We start from the raw sequence: 24,401 nt of genomic DNA, 5'->3' as shown, positions 1-24,401 counted from the left end.
GCAGACAATGCAGGGTGATCTTTCGGCTCCGGCCAGATTTTGCACTTTGCCGCACTTTTCAGCCGATACGGTGCCCGCATGTCCGACGACGAGAGCGCGCGTCCCGCCGCTGAACTTGACCCGGCTCCTGAGGCTCCTCCGGCCCCTGAGGCTGCCCCGGTTGCCGCCGCGCCGAACGGTGACACCCCGGCCGACACGCCTGCCGAAGCCCCTGCCGAAACCTCGGTCGATGCCCCGGCCGAGGCCGCGGCGCCTGCCCCGGCTCCGGCCCCTGCCGAACCCGCTGCCGACACCGAGCTCCTTCCTGTGGCGGTCGACCCGGCACCACCGGTCGCTTCCGGCCCGACACCGTCGGTAACGCGCGACAAGGCCGTGGCCTTCGTCAAGACCCATGCCGCCACGCTCGTGCTGGCGGTGCTGCTCGTCGCGGCGATCGTGTGGGGCGCGCTCGGCGTCGTCTCCACCAACGAGTGGGAGTCGCGCGCGCACTCGCTCTCGTCCGACCTGACGACCGCCGAGGAGACGATCGCCGAGGCCGAGGCGACGATCGACGACCTCGAGACCGCCAGGTCGCGAGCCGAGGCCACCGCCACTGCCTGCATCGGCGCGATCGACGACGCGGACGCGATGCTGGAGGTCTCGGCAGAGCTGGACGAGAAGAACCTCGCGTACGTGGAGGGGCTGGACGACTTCCTCGCCGCCATCAACGCGGGTGACGTCGCGGCCGTCGAGACGATCGGCGCCGAGATGGACAGGCTCATCGTGCAGATCGAGGACCTGAGCACGGAGATCAGCGGGCACATCGACGACTACAGCGACTCCGCGGAGGGCTGCCACGTCGACGAAGCGCAGGACGTCTGACTGACGCTGCACATCTGACGATCCGGAGCGACGGCGGGCCGACGACCTGCGTCGTCGGCCCGCCGACCCGACGTCTCAGCCCTGGTCGAGGCCCAGCAGGTCGTCCTCGGTCTCGCGGCGCACCAGCACCCGCGAGACGCCGTCGGACACGGCGACGACCGGCGGGCGGGGCAGCACGTTGTAGTTGGACGCCATGGACCGCCCGTAGGCGCCCGTCGCGGCCACGGCGAGCAGGTCCCCCGCGCGGATGTCGGCGGGAAGCTGCACCTCGTGCACCACTATGTCGCCGGACTCGCAGTGCTTGCCGACCACGCGGGCCAGCGTGGTCTCGGCCGTGGAGGCCCGGCCCACGATCTCGGCGTGGTACGCCGCCCCGTACAGGGCGGGGCGGATGTTGTCACTCATACCGCCGTCGACAGACACGTAGGTGCGCGTGAAGTCGGCGCCGCCGTCGGCCGAGGCATCGGCTGACACAGTGACCGGCTTGACCGTGCCCACCGTGTAGAGCGTGAGGCCCGCAGGGCCCACGATCGCCCGGCCCGGCTCGATCGAGAACCGCGGCAGGCTGGTGCCCAGCTCCTGGCACACGCCGGCGACGGTCTGCGCGATGTCCTTCGCCACCCGCTCCGGGTCGAGCGCGACGTCGCCCGGCAGGTAGGCGATGCCGTAGCCGCCGCCGAGGTCCACCTCGCCGACCAGCACGCCCGACCGCTCGGCGAGGTCGGCCCGCAGGCGCAGCACCACACGCGCGGCGGCCTCGAACCCGTCGGGATCGAGGATCTGCGAGCCGATGTGCGAGTGGATGCCGAGCAGCTTCAGCTCGGGGTGCTTCAGCACCTCCAGCAGGGCAGTCATCGCGGGGCTCTCACCGCCCCGCCCCTGATCGCCCACAGGGTTGACCGACAGCCCGAACTTCTGGTCCTCGTGGGCGGTCGCGATGTACTCGTGCCCGCCGGCGTGGACGCCCGTTGTCACCCGGATCATCACCGGCGCCACGACTGAGCGCTCGGCGGCGAGCCGGGCGACCCGCTCGATCTCGACCAGCGAGTCCACGATGATGCGGCCGACCCTCGCGTCCAGGGCGCGGACGATCTCGGCGTCGGACTTGTTGTTGCCGTGCAGGCCGATCTCCGGGCCCGGCACCTGAGCGCGCAGCGCGATCGCTAGCTCACCGCTGGACGCCGTGTCGACCCGCAGGCCCTCCTCGCGCGCCCAGCGCGCCACGGCCACCGTGAGCAGCGCCTTACCGGCGTAGTACACGTCGACGCCGGCGCCGACCGCACCGAACGCGGTCTCGAACGCCGTGCGGTAGGCGCGGGCGCGCATCCGGAAGTCGGCCTCGTCCAGCACGTAGGCGGGGGTGCCGTGCTCGGCGGCGAGGTCGCGGACGTCAACGCCCGCGACGGCCGCCGCGCCGTCCGGCAGCCGCCCGACGCCGGTCGACCAGGGCGCCCCGGGCACGTTCGCGCCCGTCACATCCGCTCCGGAGCGCTCACGCCCAGCAGGTCCAGGCCGTTGGCGAGGACGGTGCGGACGGCGTCGTTCAGCCACAGGCGGGCGCGGTGCGCGTCGGTGACCTCCTCGTCCGGGTACGGCGTGACGCGCAGCTTCTCGTCGTCGTTGTACCAGGCGTGGAAGTCACCGGCGAGGGCCTCGAGGTAGCGGGCCACGCGGTGCGGCTCGCGGAGCTCGGCAGCCTGCGCCACGATCCGCGGGTACTCGGTGAGGCGCCCGATCAGCGCCGTCTCCGACGCGTGCGACAGGTGGGACGGGTCGAACCCGTCCACGCGGCGCACGCCACGCTCGACGGCCTTCGCCCCGATCTGGACGGTCCGGCTGTGCGCGTACTGCACGTAGAACACCGGGTTGTCGTTGGACTGCTTGATCATGTCCTCGCCCTGCAGCTCCAGCGGCGTGTCCGCGGGGTAGCGGGCCAGGGAGTAGCGGACGGCGTCCTTCCCGATCCAGTCGACCAGGTCGCGCAGCTCGATGATGTTGCCGGCCCGCTTGGACAGCTTGGCGCCGCCGACGTTGACGAGCTGGCCGATCAGCACCTCGATGTTGGTCTCCGGGTCGTCCCCCGCGCAGGCCGCGATGGCCTTGAGGCGGTTCACGTACCCGTGATGGTCGGCGCCCAGCAGGTAGATCTTGCCGGGGAAACCACGGTCCTTCTTGGACAGGTAGTACGCGGCGTCTGCGGCGAAGTAGGTGGGCTCCCCGTTCGCCCGGATCATCACGCGGTCCTTGTCGTCCGTGAAGTCCGTGGTGCGCAGCCAGACCGCGCCCTCCTGGTCGAACACGTGCCCCTGCTCCCGCAGGCGCGCCACCGCCTTCTCGACGGCGCCCGAGCTGTGCAGCTCGCGCTCGGAGAACCAGACGTCGAAGTGCACGCCGAAGCCCTCCAGCACCTCGCGGATCTCGGCGAGCTGGTGGGCGTAGCCGGACTCGCGGGCGACGGCGACCGCCTCGTCGTGCGGCAGCTCCGGCAGGTCCGGACGATCCGCGAGCACCTTGGCGCTGAGCTCCTTGACGTACTCGCCGCGGTAGCCGCCCTCGGGAATCTCGCCGCCCGTCGCCCGGGCCAGGACGGACTCGCCGAAGCGGTCCATCTGCGCACCGGCGTCGTTGATGTAGTACTCGGCGGCCACCTCGGCGCCGGCCGCGCGCAGGATGCGGCCCAGGGAGTCACCCAGCGCGGCCCAGCGGGTGTGCCCGATGTGCAGCGGACCGGTCGGGTTGGCGCTGATGAACTCGAGGTTGATCACCTGGCCGGCCAGGGCCTCGCCCCGGCCGTACGCCGCGCCGGCCTCCACGATGGTGCGGGCCAGCTCGCCCGCAGCGGCGGCGTCGAGCGTGATGTTGAGGAAGCCCGGGCCGGCGACGCCTACAGCTGCGATGCCCGGCGTCGCGCCAAGGCGCGCGGCCAGGTCCTCTGCGAGCGCCCGCGGGGTTGTGCCCGCCTTCTTGGCGAGCTGCAGAGCGACGTTCGTGGCCCAGTCCCCGTGCTCTCGCTGCCGGGGTCGCTCCACGTGGACCGACGCCGGGACGGCGTCGGCGGGCAGGGCGAGTGTGCCGTCGGCGACGGCGGCGGCGAGGGCAGCGCTGAGTGCTGCGGAGAGTTCCGTGGGGGTCACGGATCGATTCTACGGGCGAGCACCGACACGCAACCTCCGCCTTCCACACCCCGGAACACGATGCCGACGCCGGCCGGTGCACCTGGGTGCACCGGCCGGCGTCGGGCAGGAGAATCAAGCAGGGATCAGGACGAGGTCAGCCCGGCTGCGTCCAGCGACGCGAGGATCTGCCACCACCTTTCCTCGGTCGCTCCCGAGCCCTCGTACCGGACGTCGAACGCCTTGCGCCCGTCGGCCGTCAGGTAGAACGTGGCGCGGCCAAGGAAGGTCGCCTCGCCGGTCTCGGTGTCGGTCCCGACCGTCACGACCCCGCGCGCCGTACCCGGCGGCTCGTACCGGTACCCGTTCTCATCGAGGCCAAGGGGCTGGTCGTACGCTTCCATGTCCCAGGGGGAGATCGACAGGGACTCCCAGGAGTCTGCGGAGTCGCTGGTCCAGATACCCCACGTCCCTTCGTCGCTCCTCAGCTCCGGCGGCAGGGTCAGGCCGAGGCCCTCGAACGTGACCGGTGCCCAGCCCGACGGCGGGTCCTGCAGCAACGGGTCCGCAGGATCCAGGTCTTCGTAGGCAGAGGCTCCGTCCGTCGACGCCCCGGTGAAGCCGAGGCTGCCGAGGGTCTCCGCGAGATGGTCGTCGAGGTCCCCGGCACCGGGGTAACCGGAGAGGTTCACCGTGTAGCTCAGGCCGCCAGCGCGACGCACCTCGATGTAGGCCCGGTACTCGCCGTCGAACCGCTCGACCAGTACCGTCGACACGTCGGCGCCCGCCAGGTCGAAGCGATAGAAGTCCGGGAGGTCGAGCTCGCCGCCCGACTCGTAGTTCTCCAGCCTGTCCGTCACGGCGAGCTGCAGCTCCGCGTTGCCGTCCGGCCGGCGCAGGAGCAGCGTGTCACCCGGGTTCTCCGCATCCTGCCCGTCGATCGCCTCCCAGTCTTCGGGTGCCGCATACCGCAGCCCGTGGAACTCGGTCTGCTCCCAGGTCTCGGGTGTGTCCGCGGACTCGAGGAGCGGCAGGTCCTCCTGGACGGTCCTCCCCGAGACGTCCGGCCCGGCGAAGTCCCCGTCCACGCTCACCGTACGAACAAGCCGCTCGAAGGTGTCTTGCGGTGCGTCGTCATCCGTCAGGCTCATGGTGAGGCGAACCACCGCTCCAGAGGTGAGCTCGACGTCCAGCTCGCCCACGAAGTCGCCGTCTCCCTCGTTGCGCTCCCAGAAGCCCGGCACGGAGACGTCATCCGCGGAGTAGGTGGACCAGCGTGCGGCCACGGCCCCGGGAACATCGACCTCGGTCACCGGGTTCCCGACCAGCTCTCCGGAAAGCGGCGTGTCCTCCGCGGGCGCCGCGGCCACCCACGATTCCGCATAAGGGAGCTGCTCCATCTCCTGCTCGTCCGGGATGAACGGGTCGAGCCCCCACATCGGGTCCCCCGTGGGGCTGAACTCCTCGTAGCCGTCCGGCACCTCGAAGACCAGGCCGTCCGAGTGGACCTGGGACGACTGGACCCACGGCAGCAGCGCCGGAAGCGCCGGTCGCTCGACGAACCAAGCCGTCCCTACCGTGACCAATGCCCCCAGCACGATGGCCACGGTGCCCCCGATCACACCTCGACGTGTGCGCTCGTGGCGGATAGCCCGCCGTGCCATCGCGTCGCCATCGATCCCATCCAGGGGTCCGACCTGACCCGCGGCGTCGTGGATCAGCTTCACCAGGTTGTCGCTCTGCTCCTTCATCGCTGTGCCTCCTTCCGTGAGATCGCGTCGTCTGTTGCCGCCAGTGGTCCTGAATGCCGGTCGCCGAGGATCTCGCGCAGCCGATCGAGGCCGCGCGATGCACCCGACTTCACGGACCCCCGGGAAATCCCCAGGTCCTCGGCCGTCTGCTTCTCCGTGCGATCCAGCAGGTACCGCAGGACGACGATCCGCCGTTGTGCTGCGGGAAGCTGCCGTAGCGCCCGCACCAGCTCGTCGCGGTCGACGACGTGCTGGGTGCCGTCCGACGCGGAACCGGGGCGAAGATCGGTCGGGGCCACCAGGACGTCGTGCTTGGTCCGGCGCCAGCTGTCGATCCGGGCGGTGGCGATCACCTTGCGGGCGTAAGCGAACGGTTCACCGTCGCCCACCCTGTTCCAGGCCCGGTACGTCCTCTCCAGCGCAAGCTGCACCAGGTCGGCGGCCCGATGCACGTCGCCGCACAGCAGATAGGCGATGCGGGACAGCTCGGGCGAGCGGTCCCTGGCGAACGCCGTGAACCGCTCGGCCTGGGTGCCCGTGGTCACCACCTTTGCCCGGGGATCGTCAAGGATCGCCGCGTCGTCACTCACCACGTCCACCACCTCGTTCTTCGTCGGCCGCGTACACGTCGGTACGCCGCAAGGGTCGGGCTCTTCGCAGATTCATGGCACACAGACGCACACGACCGAAGGAAGGTTGCCAGTGAAGTGTCTGGCATTGTCGACGAATTCGATCGCCGAGCCGGTGGCGGTCGCCGTCGGGCACGATGCTCGTCACAGGAATCGATGCACGCCCCTGGCGCGTCACCTGGTAGTCTCATAGCGGCCGATGCGGTGAGTTCAAGCTCTCTGGATTCGGCCACGCGCCTGTAGCTCAGTGGATAGAGCGTCTGCCTCCGGAGCAGAAGGTCGGGGGTTCGAGTCCCTTCAGGCGCACCACCCGGAAAGGGCCCCTCACCAGCCGCAACGCTGGTCTAGGGGCCCTTTTCGCTGTCCGGCGCCGGAGGCAGCTCCCCGCCAATCTCCCCGTCGCCGTAGAGTCCCCATCGTCATGGACACCTCGCTCGCCCTCACGGTCCCCGTCATCATCGGCGGCACGATCGCCGCGCTCCTCATGGGCCTGGCCAAGACCGGCCTGCCTCCCCTGGGGGCACTCGGCGCGGCCGTCATCGCATCGGTGCTTCCGCCCGTCCCGGCCGCGGGCGTCGCCCTGCCCCTGCTCATCGTCGGTGACCTCGTCGCCGTCAGCACCTACGGCCGCGCCGTGCGCTGGCGCGTCCTGCGTGCTCTGCTGCCCAGCGTCGCCCTCGGGCTCCTGATCGGCTTCGCCGCCCTGCGCTGGGCGCCCCCGGACGTCAGCGCCCGGATCGTCGGGGCGCTGCTCCTCCTGGCCGGGCTCGGCGACCTGGTGCGGCAGCTCGCCGCGCGCCGGGCGGCGCTGCCCGACGCCGACGCCGCACCCCCGCCCACCCGCCTGCGCGACCGCATCGCCCGTACCGCGCTCGGCGCCACCGCGGGCGTCTCCACGATGATCGCGAACGCGGGCGGCCCGCCGATGAGCCTCTACCTGCTGCGAGCCGGCGTCTCACGCGCCGGCCTGCTCGGCACGGTCGCCCTGTTCTTCCTCACGGTGAACCTCGCGAAGCTGCCGTTCAGCGCGAGCCTGGGCCTCGTCTCCGCCGACTCGCTGCACGTCTCGCTCGTCCTGTTCCCGGGCCTGGTCGCCGGGCTGCTGCTCGGCCGCCTCGTGGCGCACCGGCTCTCGGGCCCGGCGTTCAGCACGGCCGTGCTGATCGCGACGGCGCTTGCGGGAGCCCGGCTCCTGCTGGCCTGAGCTGGGCTTCCGGCGCACCCCATGTGCCGCTAGGGTCCCGGGTATGCCCGACGAGTCCGTGGACTTCTACCCGTCCCGTGCGCACGTCCTCATCCTTGCGCTCGGCGCTCTCGCGCTGGTGCTGCTCTGCGTGATCGCCACCCGCCTCGGCTTCGACGTCGCCCAGACCACCGGCTCGCCGGCCGCCCTGTTCGCCGTCTCAGCGGGTGCGGCGGGGGCCCTGGTCTTCACCGGCCTGGCCCTGATCGTGCTGCGCCGCCTGCTGCTCCCGGCCTGGCCCGCGCTGACGCTCGACGGCGACGGCCTCACCGACTGGCTGCCGAATGTCGGCGTCGAGCAGGTCGCGTGGTCCGAGGTCACCGGTTCCCGGACCGCGAACCTGGTCGGACGGCGGGTGCTGGCCGTGGACGTCGCTGACCCGCGGGCCGTAGTCCGGCGTCAGCGGACCATCCTGCGCCGTGTGGTCGCCGCGGCCAACACCCGTCTGGTCGGCACGCCCGTCGTGCTCAAGCCCGGCAGCATCAAGTGCTCGATGGCCGACCTCGAGGTGGCGTTCGAGCGCTTCACCCCGCAGACCCCCGCCGTAGCGCAAGCCGCTCCTTGACACCGCCTGGGTAAACTACCGGGATCAGCCGACGACAGGCACCTGGGGACCCCATGAGTGATGATCGCTTCGACGAGTTCACCGCGGCCGATGCCGACCGCGGGTACGCCGACTTCGAGTTCGAACGCCGGTTCTTCGTGCGCGAGCTGCCTGCCGAGCTCCGGGACGCGCCAGCCTTGATCGTCCAGTCCTACTTCCTGGCCGACGACGGCTACGCCCTCCGGGTGCGCGTCCAGGCCGGCGAGGTCGATGCCGACCTGAGCATCAACACCGATCCGGCAGAGCTCCTGCGGGCGCACGTCGCGGACATCGACTTCGCCGCCGTCACGGTGAAGGGGCCGGCGGTCGGCGGCACGCGTTACGAGGCGGAGCGCCAGCTGGACCCGCGGGTCGGCGTCGAGCTGGTCCGCCGCGGCGGGGCGCCCATCGTGAAGATCCGGTACGCGGTGTGGCTAGGGGCGGACGGCTGGTCGGTCGACGTGTTCGGCGGCGCCAACCACCCGCTGGTGGTGGCCGAGTGCGAACGCTCCGGCCCGGTCACCAGCCTGCAGATCCCGGACTTCTGCGTCACGGAGATCACCGACGACCGCAGGTTCTCCAACGAGTCGCTCTCCATGGAGCCCTACAGCGGCTGGGCTCCGGCGTTCGCGGCCGAGCTCGCGAGCGTCGGGCCGATGTTCCGCCAGGACTTCGGGCCGAACACCCACCTGAGCCTGTAAACAGACCGGACGCTATCCGGTCCACTCGCCCTTCTCGACGACGCCGGACACGAACTCCCAGTGCCACGGCTCGTACGCGCCAGCGCCGCCGAGCTGCGCCCAGGCTGGGTTCTGCCAGCCGTAGGACGGCGCGTTCGCCCAGAGCCACGAGTAGACGTCGCTGTCCCCGGTCTCCTTGGTGCAGAGGTCGATCGCGAGGCCCCAGCCGTGCATCGACGTGCCCGGGGAGGCCGCGTACCAGCCGCGGGACTCCTTGAGCGCGTACTGCGTGTCCAGGTCCCGGTAGCTCGCCACGAGGCACATCTCCCGGCCGAACGACGCGCGGAACGCCTCGTTGAGCGCGCTGAGCGACATCGCGGCGTCGGGCCGCAGGTACTCCCCTGCCTGCCACAGCTCGCACAGCGAGTGGTTCGTCAGCGCGCCGTTGGTCCCTTCGACCGGCGCGTCGATGTCGCAGTCCGGCAGGGGGCTGCGGTCCAGCGAGCGGCTGGCGGCGGACTCGGGGCGGGTGATCGCCTCGGCCCGGAGCACCGACCCGGAGGCCTCGGGTCGCTCCACGGGCTGGGTCACGATGTCCAGCACGGTCGGCCCGGTAGGCGGCGCCTCGACGTCGAACGGGGACTCGCCAGGCTGACCGGCGGCCTGCACGAGCGGCGCGGCGATGGTCGCGGCGGCCAGCGTGCCGATCACTGTCGCGCGGGAGATGAAGCGCTGCCCCGCGGGCACCGAGGACGTCGGCCTGGTGGTGCGGGGGACGACCCCCGTGACCTGCCGGTCGAACGACGTCGTGCTCCGCGCCGCCTGAGCACGTACCGCCGCAGCACGTACCGCCTGGTTGCGCCCCGTGCGAGTGGCCCTGGTGCCCTGCTGCTCCGCCTCACGCCGCGCGCGGCGAGTCATGAGGACGGGCTGCATTCCCGTCACTGCCGTGGACTCCACTGCGCCTCCGTTGTCCGATGTCCGCGGCCCCTCGCGGTCTGACTTTCGCATGACACTAACGGGGCTCAGCGGGCATGCCAAGCCAAGTCAGCGGATTACCAGCGCCCGGTAAATAACTGCCCCATCAGCGTCTTTGCATGGCATCGCGAACCTCGCCCACCAGCTCCTCGAGGATGTCCTCCAGGAACACGACGCCGAGGAGCTCGCCGCCGGCGCCCTCGACCCGCGCGAGGTGCGAGCCCGAACGCTGCATGACCCGCAGGGCGTCCTCGACCTCGTCGCCCGGCGCGACGGCGGCCAGCGCGCGCACTCGCCAGACGGCGACCGGCTCGAACCTGGCCGCTCCCGTCGCGTACAGGACGTCCTTGAGGTGCAGGTAGCCGACCAGCTCGTCGCCGTCGGGCCGCCGGGTCATCACCGGGAACCGGCTGAAGCCGTGCCTGGAGACGAGCCGTTCGACGTCGTCGGGTGTGCTGTTCTCGTCGACGGTGACCAGGCCGCTGACGGGCACCATGACGTCGCCCGCCGTGCGGTTGGAGAACTCGATGGCCCCCGTCAGGAGGCCCTGCTCGTCGCGCAGCACCCCCTCGGCCTGGGAGTGCTCGACGATGGACTGCACCTCCTCGGCGGTGAACGCCGAGGCGACCTCGTCCTTGGGCTCCACGCCCGCGAGCCGTACCGCGTGGTTCGCAACCCAGTTCAGGCCGACGATGACCGGGCGCAGCACGCGGCCGAGGAACACCAGCGGCGGTCCGAACCACATGACCGCCCGGTCCGGACCGGACACGGCGAGGTTCTTCGGCACCATCTCGCCGAGCACCACGTGCAGGTACACGACCAGCGACAGCGCGACGACCAGCGCTATCGGGTGGATGAACTCCTCGCTGACCCCGACGCTGTGCAGCGGTCCCTCCAGCAGGCTCGCGAGCGCCGGCTCCGCAACGATGCCCAGGCCGGTGGAGCAGACGGTGACGCCGAGCTGCGCGCAGGCCAGCATGAGCGACACGTGCTCCATGGCCCACAGGACGGTGATGGCGCGTCGGTCGCCCGCAGCCGCGAGCGGTTCGATGGCGCTGCGGCGCGCCGAGATCACCGCGAACTCCGCGCCGACGAAGAACGCGTTGCCCGCGAGCAGCACGAGGCCGATGACGAGTGCGGTGGTCGTGCTCATCGGGCCACCTCCGTCCTGGGCAGCGACCGGACCCGGATCCGCTCGACGCGGCGTCCGTCCATCGCCTCGACCCGCAGGGTCACCCTCTTGCCCAGGTGCTCGACCGCCACCTCGTCGCCGACGGCGGGCACGCGGCCCAGCTCGGCCATGACGAGGCCGCCGAGCGTCTCGTACGCGGCGCCCTCTGGCACGTCGATCCCGGTGTACTCGTCGAGCTCGTCGGGGCGCAGCACGCCCGGCACTATCCATGAGCCGTCGGCGGCCCGGGCGGCGCCCGCGCGCCGGGGGTCGTGCTCGTCCGCGACGTCGCCCACCAGCTCCTCGACGACGTCCTCCAGCGTCACGACGCCGGAGGTGCCGCCGTACTCGTCGACGACCACCGCCATCTGCAGGCCGAAACCGCGCAGCTCGACGAGCAGCTGACCGAGGCGCACCGTCTCGGGGACGCGGGGGGCGTCCACCATGAGGGCGGCCGCGGGCACCTCGCCGCGGCGGTCGTGCGGCACGCCGACGGCGCGGCGCAGGTGCACCAGGCCCACTATGTCGTCGCGGTCCTCCCCGATCACGGGGAACCGCGAGTGGCCGGTGCGCCGGGCGAGCGCGACGACGTCCTCCGCCGTGCCGTCCCGGTCGACCACGGACATACGCAGGCGGTCGGTCATGACGTCGCGCGCGCTGAGCGTGTCCAGCTCGATCGAGTTGGTCAGCAGGGTCGCCGTCGACTCCTCCAGCGTGCCCTCCTCGGCCGAGCGGCGCACCAGCGAGGCCAGCTCGGACGCGGACCGCGCGCCGGACAGCTCCTCCCGCGGCTCGACGCCCAGCCGGCGCAGCAGCGCGTTGGCCGAGCCGTTGAGCACCGCGATCAGCGGCTTGAACGTGATGGTGAACACCCGCTGCACCGGCACCACTACGCGCGCGGTGGCCAGCGGGGCGGAGAGTGCGAAGTTCTTGGGGATCAGCTCACCGCACACCATGGAGAAGACGTTCACCAGCAGGACGGCCACGACGGCCGCGGCCCCGGCGGAGACGGCGGTGGGCACGGAGGCCGCACCGAACCACGCCGACAGCAGGGAGTTCAGTGCGGGCTGGGCCGTGTAGCCCAGCAGGATCGTGGTGAGCGTGATGCCGACCTGGGCGGAGCTCAGCTCCGTGGAGAGGTGCCGCAGCGCGGTACGCACGCTGCGGTCTCGCATGCCCTGGCCGAGAGCCGCGTGGGCCGGCGTGGACCGGGGGCCAGACCTGGTCCGGCCGGGTCTGTCGCCCTCCGGGTCGTCGGAGTCGCCGATCACGGCGGGGTCGATGGTGACGAGGGCGAACTCCCCGGCCACGAAGACAGCAGTGCCTGCTGTGAGGAGAACGCCGACGGCGACCATGATCCATTCGCCGGTCATCGTGCGCTCCGGAGGGCGCTGCGGCTCCGGAAGGCGCCGGGGTTCCGGAAGGCACTGTGGGGGGTGCGTTCGTGCGTGCGTTTTCGGTCTGGATATCGCGCGATCATCGTGCTGAAGATCGTAGCCCGAAGAGTTCGCCGAGCAAGGCGCAGAGCGCTCTCTGGGACGACACTCAGTGCCTTGTCAGGGTCTTATCAGGTAGGTGCAGGCATGATTGACCTATGTCATCTGTCATTCCCCAGCCGTCTGGGGCTTCGCAACAGCCCGGGCCGGCATCGGCCGCAGCCTCGACCGGTCAGCAGAGCGCGACCGTGCTCGTGGTGGAGGACGAGCCAACGATCGCCACGGCGATCGCCCAGCGGCTGTCCGCCGAGGGCTGGCGCGTAGAGGTAGCGCGCGACGGCCTGTCCGGCGTCGACGCCGCCTCACGCCTGCGCCCCGACGTCGTAGTGCTCGACGTGATGCTGCCCGGCATCGACGGGCTCGAGGTCACGCGGCGCATCCAGGCCGAGCACCCCACCCCGATCCTCATGCTCACCGCGCGTGACGACGAGACCGACATGCTCGTCGGTCTGGGCGTCGGCGCGGACGACTACATGACCAAGCCGTTCTCGATGCGCGAGCTCGTGGCCCGCATCAAGGCGCTCCTGCGGCGCGTTGACCGCGCGGCGCAGGCCGCCGCGACCACCCCCGCCGACCCGCCCATGACCATGGGCGACGTCACGGTGGACCGCGCGCAGCGCCGTGTCTACCGCGGGGGCGACGAGGTCCACCTGACCCCCACGGAGTTCGAGCTGCTCGTCATGCTCGCCGGCTCCCCCAAGACCGTGCTCACCCGCGAGCGCCTGCTCGCCGAGGTCTGGGACTGGGCGGACGCCAGCGGTACGCGCACCGTGGACTCCCACATCAAGGCGCTGCGCCGCAAGCTCGGGCCGGACCTGATCCGCACGGTGCACGGCGTCGGGTACGCGTTCGAGCCGCCCGCCAACCAGTAGCGCCGGCCTAGAAGATGAGACCGCACGTGCCCCGCGTCCCCGACGTGCGGCCGCTCGATCCGCTGCGCTCCCTGAAGATCAAGCTCGGTGTGCTGGTCGCGGCCACCGTGACGGCAGCTGTGCTCATCACGTGGCTCGGCCTCCAGGCCTCGCTCGGCCCGAGCCGCACGTTCCCCCTGGCGATCATCCTGTCGCTGCTGGTCACGCAGGTCCTGGCCCGCGGCATGACGTCCCCGCTGCGGGAGATCACCGAGGCGGTCCAGGCCATGGCCGACGGCGACTACACGCGCCGCGTGCGCGCGACGAGCAGCGACGAGGTGGGTCAGCTCGCGCACGCGTTCAACCGGATGGCCGAGGACCTGGCCTCGGTGGAGCAGACCCGCCGCGACCTGATCGCGAACGTGTCGCACGAGCTGCGTACGCCCATCGCGGCGCTCCAGGCTCAGCTGGAGAACATGGTGGACGGCGTCGTGCAGCCCACCCCGGCCGCGCTGGAGCAGGCGCACGCACAGACCGAACGACTGACCCGGCTGGTGACTTATCTGCTGGACCTCTCGCGGATCGAGGCGGGCGCCTCGGCGCTGAACGTCGGGACGATCGCCGTGGGCGACTTCCTCGAGGACTGCGCCGAGGACCTGTCGATGGTCGACGCCGCGAAGGACCTGCGCTACGTCGTCGACGTGACGCCCGAGGACCTGGCCATCGAGGGCGACGCCGAACGCCTGCACCAGGTGGTCATCAACCTGCTGCAGAACGCGATCCGGCACTCGCCGCCGGGCGGCGTCGTCCGGCTGGACGCGTACCCCGTGGACGGCACGGAGGGGGCCGACGTCGTGCTCGAGGTCAGCGACGAGGGACCCGGGATCGCCGCCGCGGACCGTGAGCGGATCTTCCAGCGGTTCGTCCGCGGCACGGGCCCGACGGGAGAGCGAGCCCCAGACAGCAGGGGGCGGGCCGGCAAGTCGAGCGACACCTTCACGGAGGCCGCGAGCGGCACTGCGGGCGGCACCGTCGGGTCGAGCGGCGGGACCGGGATCGGGCTCGCGATCGTCCGCTGGGCGGTCGAGCTGCACGGCGGGCACGTCCAGGTGGTCGACTCCGAGCGGGGCGCGACGATGCGGGTCACCCTCCCGGCCCGGGCCCACCCGGCGCCGGGGGTCTCGACGACGCACACGATGTGACCGGCCCGGTGAGAACGCGGTGAGAAACGGAGAAGCCTAGGGCCGCGAGCGGCCGACGAGTGAGACGGGTTCCGTGATTTCCGTCACACGAGCCAAAGAATGTCTGCCCGAAGACCAAGCCCCGTAACGTCATGTTGGGGACTTCAAGGCCCAACGTTGCCCGTGGTTTGCTCTGGGTGCGAGAAACATGACGAACCAACTTCCTTGGGGCTTCCTTGGCGCCAGGACGCGCCGCAGCGCATGTGTGAAGACACCCACTGACGAGCGCGAAGGGCCTACCCTTGGAGGGTCCGAAAACATTCGGGCTTAGCGCGCCGCGACCTGCTGGTGCGCGACGAACGCGACTGTGTTGAAGGTGGGCGATCCGCGAGTGTCAGCTAAGGCTGGTTCAGAGTCGATCAGCGTGGCGAGCTCGTCATTCGGAGCCAACGAATGGCTTGTGGACGAGCTCTACCAGCAGTATCTGAAGGACAAGAACGCGGTGGACCCCGCGTGGTGGGACTTCTTCGCCGACTACACCCCGAGCGAGAACGGTTCCCCCAAGGACGGCGCAGCTGCGACCGCTGCGACTTCGCCCCCGTCAGCACCGGCCGCGCCGGTACCGGCCGCCGCGGCGCCGGCCGCTCCCGCGGCTCCCGCGGCCTCGGCTAGCGCGGCCCCAGCGGCCGCTGCAGCGCCGGTGGCGCCCGCCCAGAAGGTGGCCGCCCCCGTGACGGGCGGCACCGCCGCCTCTGAGGCCGTGCAGCCGGTACGCGAGAAGGCCCTTCCGGCCGACCCCAAGGTCAACCCGGCCAGCCCGATCGCCACCCCGCCCACCACGCACTACGCGGACACGTTCGAGCGCCCGGTGGCGCACCCGGACGCCGTCGACGACATCCAGAAGCTGCGCGGCCCCGCCGCGCGCGTGGTCACGAACATGGAGGCCTCCCTGGAGGTCCCCACCGCCACCTCGGTGCGCGCCGTGCCCGCCAAGCTGATGGTCGACAACCGCATCGTCATCAACAACCACCTCAAGCGCGGCCGCGGCGGCAAGATCTCGTTCACGCACCTCATCGGCTTCGCGCTGGTCGAGGCACTGGGCGACATGCCGGTCATGAACGCCCACTACGAGCCGGTCGACGGCAAGCCGGGCGTGAACCAGCCCGCGCACGTGGGCTTCGGCCTCGCGATCGACCTGGCCAAGCCGGACGGCTCGCGGCAGCTCCTGGTGCCGAGCATCAAGAAGGCCGAGGAGCTCGACTTCGCCGAGTTCTGGGCGGCCTACGAGGAGCTGGTCCGCAAGGCTCGCGGCAACAAGCTCGCCGTGCCCGACTTCCAGGGCACCACGATCTCGCTGACCAACCCGGGCGGCATCGGCACCGTGCACTCGGTGCCGCGCCTGATGCAGGGCCAGGGCACCATCATCGGCGTCGGCGCCATGGACTACCCGGCGGAGTTCGCCGGTGCGTCCGAGGAGCAGCTCGCCCGGATGGGCATCTCGAAGGTCATGACGATCACGTCGACCTACGACCACCGCATCATCCAGGGCGCCCAGTCCGGTGAGTTCCTGAAGATCATCTCGGGCAAGCTCCTCGGCCTGGACGGCTTCTACGACCGCGTCTTCGCGGCGCTGCGCGTCCCGTACGAGCCCGTCCGCTGGGTTCGCGACAACACCGTCGACGCCGACGTCGAGGCCGCCAAGCCGGCCAAGATCGCCGAGGTCATCCAGGCGTACCGCTCCCGCGGGCACCTCATGGCGGACACCGACCCGCTGGCCTACCGCCAGCGCAAGCACCCAGACCTGGACATCCAGAACCACGGCCTCACGCTGTGGGACCTGGACCGTACGTTCCCGACGGCGGGCTTCGGCCCCAAGCCGAAGTCGACGCTGCGCGACATCCTCGGTCTGCTGCGCGACTCGTACTGCCGCACCATCGGCATCGAGTACATGCACATCGCGGACCCCGGGCAGCGCAACTGGCTTCAGGAGCGCCTGGAGGCCGGCTACGCGAAGACGCCGCGTGAGGACCAGCTGCGCATCCTGCGCCGCCTCAACTCCGCCGAGGCGTTCGAGACGTTCCTGCAGACCAAGTTCGTCGGGCAGAAGCGGTTCTCGCTGGAGGGCGGCGAGTCCCTGATCCCGCTGCTCGACGCGATCCTGTCGCGCGCCGCCGAGGGCGGCCTCGACGAGGTCGGCATCGGCATGGCCCACCGCGGCCGCCTGAACGTGCTGGCGAACATCGCGGGCAAGAGCTACGGCCAGATCTTCAAGGAGTTCGAGGGCCAGCTCGACCCGAAGAGCGTCCAGGGCTCGGGTGACGTGAAGTACCACCTGGGCACCGAGGGCACGTTCACCTCCGAGTCCGGCGCCACCACGCGTGTCTACCTCGCGGCCAACCCGTCGCACCTGGAGGCGGTGGACCCGGTGCTCGAGGGCATCGTCCGCGCCAAGCAGGACCGCATCGACCTCGGCGGCGACGGCTTCTCCGTGCTGCCGATCCTGGTGCACGGCGACGCGGCGTTCGCCGGTCAGGGTGTGGTCCCCGAGGTGCTGAACCTGTCGCAGCTGCGCGGGTACCGCACCGGCGGCACCATCCACGTCGTCGTGAACAACCAGGTGGGCTTCACCACCGGCCCGACGGCGTCCCGGTCGACCACCTACGCCACGGACGTCGCCAAGGGCTACCAGGTCCCGGTCATGCACGTGAACGGCGACGACCCCGAGGCCGTGGTGCGCACTGCCGAGCTTGCCTTCGCGTTCCGCGAGCAGTTCGGCCAGGACGTCATCATCGACATGATCTGCTACCGCCGCCGCGGGCACAACGAGGGCGACGACCCCTCGATGACGCAGCCGCTCATGTACAACCTGATCGAGAAGAAGCGCTCGGTGCGCAAGCTCTACACCGAGAACCTGGTCGCGCGCGGTGACATCACCGTGGAGGAGGCCGAGCACGCGCTGCAGGACTACCAGTCGCAGCTCGAGCGGGTCTTCACCGAGACCAAGTCGGGCTTCACGCCCGCCCCGCAGACGGAGCACCTGGCCGGCCTGGAGCGCCCCGAGTCCCAGCGCGAGGACGCGGGCACCATGGTGGGCTGGCAGACGGCGATCTCGCACGACGCGCTGCAGCGGGTCGGCGACGCCCACACCACGCCGCCCGAGGGCTTTACCGTCCACCCGAAGCTCGCCCAGCTGCTGGAGAAGCGCCAGCTCATGGCGAAGGAAGGTGGCATCGACTGGGGCTTCGGCGAGCTCGCCGCGTTCGGTTCGCTGCTCGCCGAGGGTACCCCGGTGCGCCTGGCCGGGCAGGACTCCCGCCGCGGCACGTTCGTGCAGCGGCACGCGGTGCTCCACGACCGGGACACCGGCGCGGAGTGGACCCCGCTGCTGTACCTGTCGGGCGACCAGGCCAAGTTCTGGGTCTACGACTCCTCGCTGTCGGAGTACGCGGCCCTCGGCTTCGAGTACGGCTACTCCGTGGAGCGCCCGGACGCCCTGGTGCTCTGGGAGGCGCAGTTCGGCGACTTCGTCAACGGCGCCCAGACGGTGATCGACGAGTTCATCTCGTCCGCCGAGCAGAAGTGGGGCCAGTCGTCGTCGGTGGTCATGCTGCTGCCGCACGGTTACGAAGGTCAGGGGCCGGACCACTCGTCCGCCCGCATCGAGCGGTTCCTGCAGCTCGGTGCCGAGGACAACATCACGATCGCGCAGCCGTCCACGCCGGCGTCGTACTTCCACCTGCTGCGCCGTCAGGCGTACGCCCGGCCGCGCCGGCCGATGGTGGTGTTCACGCCGAAGCAGCTGCTGCGGCTCAAGGCCGCGGCCTCCTCGGTCGAGGACTTCACCTCGGGCACGTTCCAGGAGGTCATCGCGGACTCGGTGGCCGACCCGGCCAAGGTGAACCGCGTGCTCCTGTGCACGGGCCGCGTCTACTACGACCTCCTCGCCGAGCGCACCAAGCGCGGCGACGACGGCGTGGCGATCGTCCGTCTCGAGCAGCTGTACCCGTTCCCGGAGGAGCAGCTCCGGGCGGAGGTCGCCAAGTACGGCGACGCCGAGGTGGTCTGGGTGCAGGACGAGCCGCAGAACCAGGGCGCGTGGGGCTTCATCCACCTGGCGCTGCCGCTGGACTTCCCGTACGTCAAGGTGGTCTCCCGCCCGGCGTCGGCGGCGACCGCTACCGGTACGGCGAAGGCCCACCAGGCGCAGCAGCAGACGCTCCTGGAGCAGGCCTTCACGCGCGGCTGACCGCGTAGGACGACGTAGCACGAAGGGCGGGCATCCGATCCGGATGCCCGCCCTTCGTGTGTCCGGTACTAGCTCACCACCTGTCGTGGACGTGGGACTTGATCAAGTCCTCGTAGATCTCCCGCACGCCCGACATGAACAGCGGGCCCAACGTCGCCGCGTCGCCCGCCGCGGCGTTGGCACGCGCCTGCTCCACGTTGCGCGCCCCGGGGATCACCGACGAGACACCCGGCCGCTGCCAGACCCAGGCGATGGCCGCCTGGGCGGGGGTCAGGGTGCCGCCGACGACGTCGCGGGCCAGCTCGGTGAATCGTGCGGCCGCCTCCAGCCCGACGTCGTAGGGCACGCCGGAGAACGTCTCGCCGACGTCGAACGCCGCGCCGTCGCGGTTGAAGCTGCGGTGGTCGTTCTCCGCGAACACCGTCTCCTTCGTGTACTTGCCGGAGAGCAGGCCGGAGGCGAGCGGCACCCGGGCGATGATGCCGACGCCCGCCGCCGAGGCCGCGGGGAGCACCTCGTCGAGCGGCTTGAGCCGGAACGCGTTCAGGATGATCTGCACGGTCGCGACGTTCGGGCGCGCGATGGCCGCAAGGGCCTCCGCGGTCGTCTCGACGCTCACGCCATAGGCGGCGATCGCGCCGTCGGACACCAGCTGGTCGAGCGCGTCGTACACGGCGTCCGTCGAGTAGACGGCGGTGGGCGGGCAGTGCAGCTGCACCAGGTCCAGCCGGTCGACGCCGAGGTTCTGCCGGGACCGGTCGGTCCACTCGCGGAAGTGCTCCAGCACGTAGTTCTCCGGCACCTGGTCCATCCGGCGCCCCATCTTCGTGGCGACGGTGATCCCGGCGTCGGGGTGCGCCTTGAGGAACGCACCGATCAGCTGCTCGCTGCGTCCGTCGCCGTAGACGTCGGCCGTGTCGAAGAAGGTCACCCCGGCCTCGAGCGAAGCCGCAAGGACGGCGTGGGCGTCGGCCTCGCTGACCTCTCCCCAGTCAGCGCCGAGCTGCCAGGTGCCCAGTCCAACGGCCGATACGAGCCGACCGGTCCGTCCGAGTACCTGCTGTTCCATCGTTCCTCCTTGCTGGGCGGGCAGACATGCCCGCGCGGGCCCAGCTTCGGGCCCAGTTCGTAGCGGGGTCGGTCGGCGAGACTGCGTGCGACCAACCCCCCAATCTGCCGTCTCACGCTACGTGGCGCAGGCGAATATTGCCCTACGGTTACGGTGTGAGTGTGACGACAGAAATTCCTCCCGTTGCGGCGGCCAGGCCTCATCCTTCCGGGGACCAGTTCCGCATCAGCCACGAAAGCCACCGCGCGACCGTCACCCAGGTGGGTGCGGCGCTGCGAGAGTACTCGGTGGACGGGCGTGACGTGGTGGTCCCGTTCGGCGCCGACGAGATCAGCCCGGTGTACAACTGCGCGGTCCTGATCCCCTGGCCCAACCGGCTGGGCGACGGCGTCTACGAGTACGCCGGCGTGACCCACCGGCTGCCCGTGAACGAGCCCGCGCGCAACACCGCGCTGCACGGGCTGGCCGCATGGGAGCGCTGGTCGGTGGTGGAGCACTCGGGTTCCGCCGTGACCCTGGAGCTCGAGCTGGTGGCCCGTCCGGGCTACCCGTTCCAGCTCGTGGCCCAGATGCGCTACTCCCTGTCCGACGCCGGTCTGGAGATCACGCTCGAGGTCACCAACGTCGGGCCGAGCACGGCGCCCTACGGGTGCGGGTTCCACCCGTGGCTCTCCACGGGCGGTGCCGACCTGGACGCGTGCACCATCCGCCTCGACGCGGCCACGCGCATCACCACCGACGAGCGGCTGCTCCCGACGGGCACCGAGCCGGCGTCGGGCAGCTATGACCTGCGCGAGCCGCGGAGCGTGGCCGGCCTGGACCTCGACGACGCGTACGTGGACGTCGTGCGGGACGGCGACGGCCGCTCCTGGGCCCACCTGGGCGCCCCGGACGGCCGCACGGCCGCGGTGTGGATGGACGAGTCGCAGGACGTCTGGCAGGTCTGCACGGGCGACCACATCGCCCCGGACCGACGCCGGATGGGCCTGGCCGCCGAGCCGATGAGCTGCGTCGCCGACGCGTTCCGCACGGGCGAGCGGCTTGTGCACCTGGCGCCGGGCGAGCGCCACGCGGTCCGGTGGGGCATGACCCTGCTCTGACGTCCGCCCTGCCGGCGGTTTTCATGACACTGCATCGACATGGGCGCCGCCGGCGTCGGCGCGTTGTCGGGATCGGCCACAGTCCGTGCACCACAATGAGAAACCGGCCGTCCGCCAGGCTGCCGGAAAGAGGCCGTGACAGGCAAGGAGAGTCCGTTGCAGGATCGCGAGGTGCGCATCTGCGTAGTCGGTGACGAGCTGGCCACGGGTGTCGGAGACGCCCGGGCACTCGGCTGGACCGGCCGCGTCGTCGCACGCACCCACTTCTCCCGGCCCGCCATGCTCTTCACTCTCGCCGTCCCCGGGGAGACCAGCACGCAGCTCGGCGCCCGCTGGGAGGCGGAGACCGCCTCGCGGTTCGGCCCGGACTCCGAGACCGAGAACCGGCTGGTCGTTGCCCTCGGGCGGCACGACGTCGCCTCGGGGCTCACGGTCGCGCGCTCGCGCCTGAACCTGGCGAACATCCTCGACGTCGCGGACGCGAACCGGACGGCGGCGTTCGTTGTGGGACCGCCGCCCGGCCAGCCCGCGGAGGGCCACCGGATCGCCGAGCTCTCCGACGCGTTCGCGGACGTCGCCAGCCGGCGGCGCGTCCCGTACGTCGACACCTACACGCCGCTGGCCCAGCACGAGCAGTGGCTCGCCGACCTCGCGCAGGGCGGCGGCACCTACCCGGGCCAGGCGGGCTACGGCCTGATGGCGTGGCTGGTGCTGCACACGGGCTGGCACGCGTGGTTGGGCCTGCCCCAGGACGAGGTCGCCTGAGCCGGAGGTGCAGCGCAGGGTGCGAGCCGACGTAGCACTGTGGCCGGACCGCTGATCAGCGGTCCGGCCACAGTTGTCTCTACGTCGGGATCAGCCGCGCGTGATGGTGGCGGAGCCCGAGACCGTGTTGGTCGAGATGTACGCCGCCGCGCCCGGCTCCGCGTGGTCGACGACGACGGTGCGCTGCGCGCTGGACGTCGCCTGCGCCCCGTCGATCACTACCTTGCCCGTCACGCTGCGCGCGCGGAGGTTGACCGGCGATCCCGCGTCGAGCTGGACCGCAGCGGCCCCCGAGACCGTCTTGGCGTTGACCAGCGGCGTGGTGCCGACGGCGGTGACGCCGACGGCGCCCGACACGGTCTGGACCGAGACCCGGCCCAGGGCGCCCGTGAGGGACACGGCACCCGAGACGGTCGAGGCCGACGCGTCGCCGGAGTGCTCGGCGATGGTGACGGCGCCCGTGCCGGACCTCGTAGTGACGGAGCCGGTGGTTCCGGTGACGGTGATCGCGCCGCCCGCGGTCTTGACGTTGACGCCCGACTGCGACCCGGTCACGACGACCTCGGCGCCGACGGTTGCGACGTCGACCACGGACGTGGCCGGCACGGTGATCCGTACGACGGCGCTGTCCTGGTCCTTGAGGCCGCGGAACCGGTCCACGAAGCCCTCCAGGCCGGGGAAGTCGTAGGCCACCCGGAGGTTGCCGTGCTCGGCGAGGATCTGCAGCGGCCTGGTCGAGACCTCAAGCACCTCGACGACGGCGCCGGACGTGCGGTTCGGGTCGGCCACGATCTCCGCGCGGCCGTTCGTCAGTCGGACGATCAGGGTAGTGGCGCCGGCAACCTCAATGGTCTGCGGGGCGGCCACGCTCCAGGACTCGGTGGTCATCGCTGTGCTCCGTTCATCTGGGGTGGTGTTCGTCAGGGTGTTGTTGGGGTTGGCGGGGATGGCGGGGGTGGCTGGGGTGTCAGGCATCATGGGTGGTCCGCTCGGTGTGCGCGATGCTGGGGAGAAGCCGTGCTGTTCGGGAGCGTGCCGCGGATCGCGGAACGTGCCGAGTCGAGAACCGTCCGCAACGTGTCGACGGTCAGCGCCGACACCGTACCGGCGACGTCGGCCTCACGCAGGTCAGCCAGGACGTCGTTCCGGAACCGCTGCAGCACCGCCTCGGCGTCGTGCCGCAAGGAGTTGGACTGCGGGCGGTGCGGATCCGGCGCTGTGTCCGGTCCTGGTCGCGGCCGGGACCGGGCCTCCTGTGCCGCGGCGGCGAGCTCGGCCCGCAGGCCGCGCATCGTGTCGCGGATGTCGGCCCGGACCTCGTCCGCCAGGCTGCGCACCGTCTCGGCGACGCTGCGCTCCAGGCGCCTGACGTCGTCCAGCCGGGCGTCGACCTCGGCCCGGCCTGCCGGGGTCAGCTCGTAGGTGGCCTTGCGCCCTGCGCCCGGGGCACCCGGCGCATCCGGTGCGCCCGGCGCGGAGCGGCGCACCAGACCGTCCTCCTCGAGCCGGGCCAGGCGCGGGTAGATGGTCCCGGCGCTGGGCCGGTAGGTGCCCCCGAAGCGCCGGGTGAGCTCGGTGATGAGCTCGTACCCGTGTCGGGGGCCGTCCAGGAGCAGCACCAGGAGGTACAGGCGCAGCTCCCCGTGAGCGAAGACAGGTGGCATTACAGCTCCACGGGCGAGTGGTCCGCGGGGGCGGCGTCGGCCGGAGCGTCGTCGACGGCGTCCTGCGGGCTGCCGATGACCGTCACGTCACCGGACACACCGGTCACCTTCAGGTGCATGACACCGGGCTTCGTGGAGCGTTCGCCGCCGGTGACCTTGGCACCGCCGCCACCGGTGAACTGCAGGCCGCCCAGCGTGACGCGTCCGCTGACGCTCTGCACCGAGACCTCGACCGCCCGCTCGTCCGGGACCCGCAGGAGCATGTTCCCGGACACCGAGTTGACGCGGACCGACCGCGGCTGGGTCGCCAGGTCGAAGGTCACGTCCCCGGAGACCGACGACGACGTGACGGAGTCGGCGGAGCCGCTCACCACGACGTCGGCGGACACGGTGTTGCTCGTGACGTCACCCACGTGGTCGCGGACCGTCACCTCGCCGGAGACGGTGTTCAGCTTGAGGTCACCGGCCGTGCGGGAGACCAGCAGCGACCCGGAAACGGTGGACGCGGACGCGCCCGCCGTCGTACCCGCGAGGAGGGCCTCGCCACGGACCGTGCCGAGCCGAACCGTGGTGCCGGCGGGTACGGCGACGTGGATGTCGGCGCGCGCCTTGCCGCCGAAGTCGGCGAACCGCTTCATGAACGAGCCCCAGCCGGACAGGCCGCTCTCGTGCTCGATCACCAGGTGACCGTCCACCAGGCGCACCTCGATGGAGCGGCCCTCGACGGAGTGCACCTCCACGCGGACGACGGGCTCGTCGTGGGCGACGACGTCGAGCCTGCCGTCGACGACGTGGGCATCGACGGACTGCACGCCGTCGAGCTCGATGGTCTGCGGACCCGTGACGGTCCAGCTGTCTGCGCTCATGGGTTCCTCCGTTGCTCGTGACCGGCTCGGGCCGTCGTGGTAGGACGCGATATATCGCGTCGACTCCAGACACGATATATCGCGTCTCTGGGCGAGGCAACCCCATTACGACCTGACCGCTGCGGGAACTGTGGGATCATGGAGGCATTCAGTT

Annotated in this window: 20 protein-coding genes and 1 tRNA gene; 10 read left to right on the top strand and 11 right to left on the bottom strand. The window is 71.2% G+C overall.

Going from position 1 to position 24,401, the window contains the following annotated elements:
• The first annotated feature begins 78 nt into the window (after window positions 1-78).
• Complete coding sequence (locus AB1046_RS21850; RefSeq protein ID WP_369371386.1) at window positions 79-861, top strand: hypothetical protein; 783 nt, start codon at window positions 79-81, stop codon at window positions 859-861.
• 75 nt (window positions 862-936) lie between these two features.
• Here the strand turns inward: AB1046_RS21850 and lysA are convergent, their stop codons facing one another.
• The 4 genes from lysA to AB1046_RS21830 all read right to left on the bottom strand — a co-directional run bounded on the left by lysA (window position 937) and on the right by AB1046_RS21830 (window position 6,318).
• On the bottom strand, window positions 937-2,337 hold the full coding sequence (gene lysA, locus AB1046_RS21845; RefSeq protein WP_369371385.1) for a diaminopimelate decarboxylase: 1,401 nt from the start codon (window positions 2,335-2,337) through the stop codon (window positions 937-939).
• Complete coding sequence (argS, locus tag AB1046_RS21840) at window positions 2,334-3,995, bottom strand: arginine--tRNA ligase (protein WP_369371384.1); 1,662 nt, start codon at window positions 3,993-3,995, stop codon at window positions 2,334-2,336. Before argS ends, lysA begins: the two co-directional genes overlap by 4 nt.
• Window positions 3,996-4,120: 125 nt before the next feature.
• The gene (locus AB1046_RS21835) at window positions 4,121-5,725 is read right to left on the bottom strand and encodes a hypothetical protein (protein ID WP_369371383.1); all 1,605 of its coding nucleotides are present in this window, start codon (window positions 5,723-5,725) and stop codon (window positions 4,121-4,123) included.
• A complete protein-coding gene (locus tag AB1046_RS21830; protein ID WP_369371382.1) occupies window positions 5,722-6,318 on the bottom strand; it encodes a SigE family RNA polymerase sigma factor in 597 nt (198 codons plus the stop codon). The genes AB1046_RS21835 and AB1046_RS21830 overlap by 4 nt, the downstream gene beginning before the upstream one ends.
• Before the next feature lie 269 nt (window positions 6,319-6,587).
• Between AB1046_RS21830 and AB1046_RS21825 the strand changes: the two genes are divergently transcribed.
• The 4 genes from AB1046_RS21825 (at window position 6,588) to AB1046_RS21810 (ending at window position 8,881) form a co-directional block, all read left to right on the top strand.
• Window positions 6,588-6,663, top strand: a tRNA-Arg gene (locus AB1046_RS21825).
• Between the two features lie 112 nt (window positions 6,664-6,775).
• Window positions 6,776-7,558 carry a sulfite exporter TauE/SafE family protein gene (locus AB1046_RS21820; protein WP_369371381.1) on the top strand — a complete coding sequence of 261 codons (783 nt, stop codon included), beginning with the start codon at window positions 6,776-6,778 and terminating at the stop codon, window positions 7,556-7,558.
• A gap of 43 nt (window positions 7,559-7,601) precedes the next feature.
• Complete coding sequence (locus AB1046_RS21815; protein WP_369371380.1) at window positions 7,602-8,162, top strand: STM3941 family protein; 561 nt, start codon at window positions 7,602-7,604, stop codon at window positions 8,160-8,162.
• A gap of 53 nt (window positions 8,163-8,215) precedes the next feature.
• Window positions 8,216-8,881 (top strand): CYTH domain-containing protein, encoded by a 666-nt coding sequence (locus AB1046_RS21810; protein WP_369371379.1) that lies wholly within the window; start codon window positions 8,216-8,218, stop codon window positions 8,879-8,881.
• A 12-nt stretch (window positions 8,882-8,893) separates the two neighbouring features.
• Here AB1046_RS21810 and AB1046_RS21805 read toward each other — a convergent pair whose 3' ends face one another.
• The 3 genes from AB1046_RS21805 to AB1046_RS21795 all read right to left on the bottom strand — a co-directional run bounded on the left by AB1046_RS21805 (window position 8,894) and on the right by AB1046_RS21795 (window position 12,382).
• Window positions 8,894-9,820, bottom strand: coding sequence for a M15 family metallopeptidase (locus tag AB1046_RS21805; RefSeq protein ID WP_369371378.1), 927 nt, complete (start codon window positions 9,818-9,820; stop codon window positions 8,894-8,896).
• 124 nt (window positions 9,821-9,944) lie between these two features.
• Window positions 9,945-10,991, bottom strand: a complete 1,047-nt coding sequence (locus tag AB1046_RS21800; protein ID WP_369371377.1) for a hemolysin family protein — start codon at window positions 10,989-10,991, stop codon at window positions 9,945-9,947.
• The gene (locus tag AB1046_RS21795) at window positions 10,988-12,382 is read right to left on the bottom strand and encodes a hemolysin family protein (RefSeq protein ID WP_369371376.1); all 1,395 of its coding nucleotides are present in this window, start codon (window positions 12,380-12,382) and stop codon (window positions 10,988-10,990) included. Before AB1046_RS21795 ends, AB1046_RS21800 begins: the two co-directional genes overlap by 4 nt.
• A gap of 311 nt (window positions 12,383-12,693) precedes the next feature.
• Here AB1046_RS21795 and AB1046_RS21790 point away from each other — a divergent pair, with 311 nt between their 5' ends.
• The 3 genes from AB1046_RS21790 (at window position 12,694) to AB1046_RS21780 (ending at window position 18,783) form a co-directional block, all read left to right on the top strand.
• On the top strand, window positions 12,694-13,377 hold the full coding sequence (locus AB1046_RS21790; protein WP_369375795.1) for a response regulator transcription factor: 684 nt from the start codon (window positions 12,694-12,696) through the stop codon (window positions 13,375-13,377).
• A 14-nt stretch (window positions 13,378-13,391) separates the two neighbouring features.
• On the top strand, window positions 13,392-14,558 hold the full coding sequence (locus tag AB1046_RS21785; protein ID WP_369371375.1) for a sensor histidine kinase: 1,167 nt from the start codon (window positions 13,392-13,394) through the stop codon (window positions 14,556-14,558).
• 403 nt (window positions 14,559-14,961) lie between these two features.
• Window positions 14,962-18,783 carry a multifunctional oxoglutarate decarboxylase/oxoglutarate dehydrogenase thiamine pyrophosphate-binding subunit/dihydrolipoyllysine-residue succinyltransferase subunit gene (locus AB1046_RS21780; protein WP_369371374.1) on the top strand — a complete coding sequence of 1,274 codons (3,822 nt, stop codon included), beginning with the start codon at window positions 14,962-14,964 and terminating at the stop codon, window positions 18,781-18,783.
• Between the two features lie 73 nt (window positions 18,784-18,856).
• On the opposite strand, the gene AB1046_RS21775 is transcribed toward AB1046_RS21780, so the two are convergent.
• Window positions 18,857-19,852, bottom strand: coding sequence for an aldo/keto reductase (locus AB1046_RS21775; RefSeq protein ID WP_369371373.1), 996 nt, complete (start codon window positions 19,850-19,852; stop codon window positions 18,857-18,859).
• Window positions 19,853-20,007: 155 nt separating this feature from the next.
• Here AB1046_RS21775 and AB1046_RS21770 point away from each other — a divergent pair, with 155 nt between their 5' ends.
• Both AB1046_RS21770 and AB1046_RS21765 read left to right on the top strand, forming a co-directional pair.
• Window positions 20,008-20,952: an aldose 1-epimerase family protein gene (locus tag AB1046_RS21770; RefSeq protein WP_369371372.1), complete on the top strand. Its 945-nt coding sequence runs from the start codon at window positions 20,008-20,010 to the stop codon at window positions 20,950-20,952.
• Window positions 20,953-21,108: 156 nt separating this feature from the next.
• Entirely contained in the window at window positions 21,109-21,717 is a 609-nt protein-coding gene (locus AB1046_RS21765) for a GDSL-type esterase/lipase family protein (RefSeq protein ID WP_369371371.1), read from the top strand.
• A 90-nt stretch (window positions 21,718-21,807) separates the two neighbouring features.
• Here the strand turns inward: AB1046_RS21765 and AB1046_RS21760 are convergent, their stop codons facing one another.
• From AB1046_RS21760 to AB1046_RS21750, 3 genes are read right to left on the bottom strand one after another with little or no spacing between them, the layout of a single operon-like run.
• Entirely contained in the window at window positions 21,808-22,692 is an 885-nt protein-coding gene (locus tag AB1046_RS21760; RefSeq protein ID WP_369371370.1) for a hypothetical protein, read from the bottom strand.
• Window positions 22,692-23,381, bottom strand: a complete 690-nt coding sequence (locus AB1046_RS21755; protein ID WP_369371369.1) for a PadR family transcriptional regulator — start codon at window positions 23,379-23,381, stop codon at window positions 22,692-22,694. Before AB1046_RS21755 ends, AB1046_RS21760 begins: the two co-directional genes overlap by 1 nt.
• Window positions 23,381-24,247, bottom strand: coding sequence for a DUF4097 family beta strand repeat-containing protein (locus tag AB1046_RS21750; protein WP_369371368.1), 867 nt, complete (start codon window positions 24,245-24,247; stop codon window positions 23,381-23,383). Before AB1046_RS21750 ends, AB1046_RS21755 begins: the two co-directional genes overlap by 1 nt.
• Window positions 24,248-24,401: the final 154 nt, after the last annotated feature.

Source organism: Promicromonospora sp. Populi (genome assembly GCF_041081105.1).
Lineage (GTDB): Bacteria > Actinomycetota > Actinomycetes > Actinomycetales > Cellulomonadaceae > Promicromonospora.
Note: the sequence above shows the minus strand (reverse complement) of the source record. Positions and strands in the feature narration are given on the sequence as shown.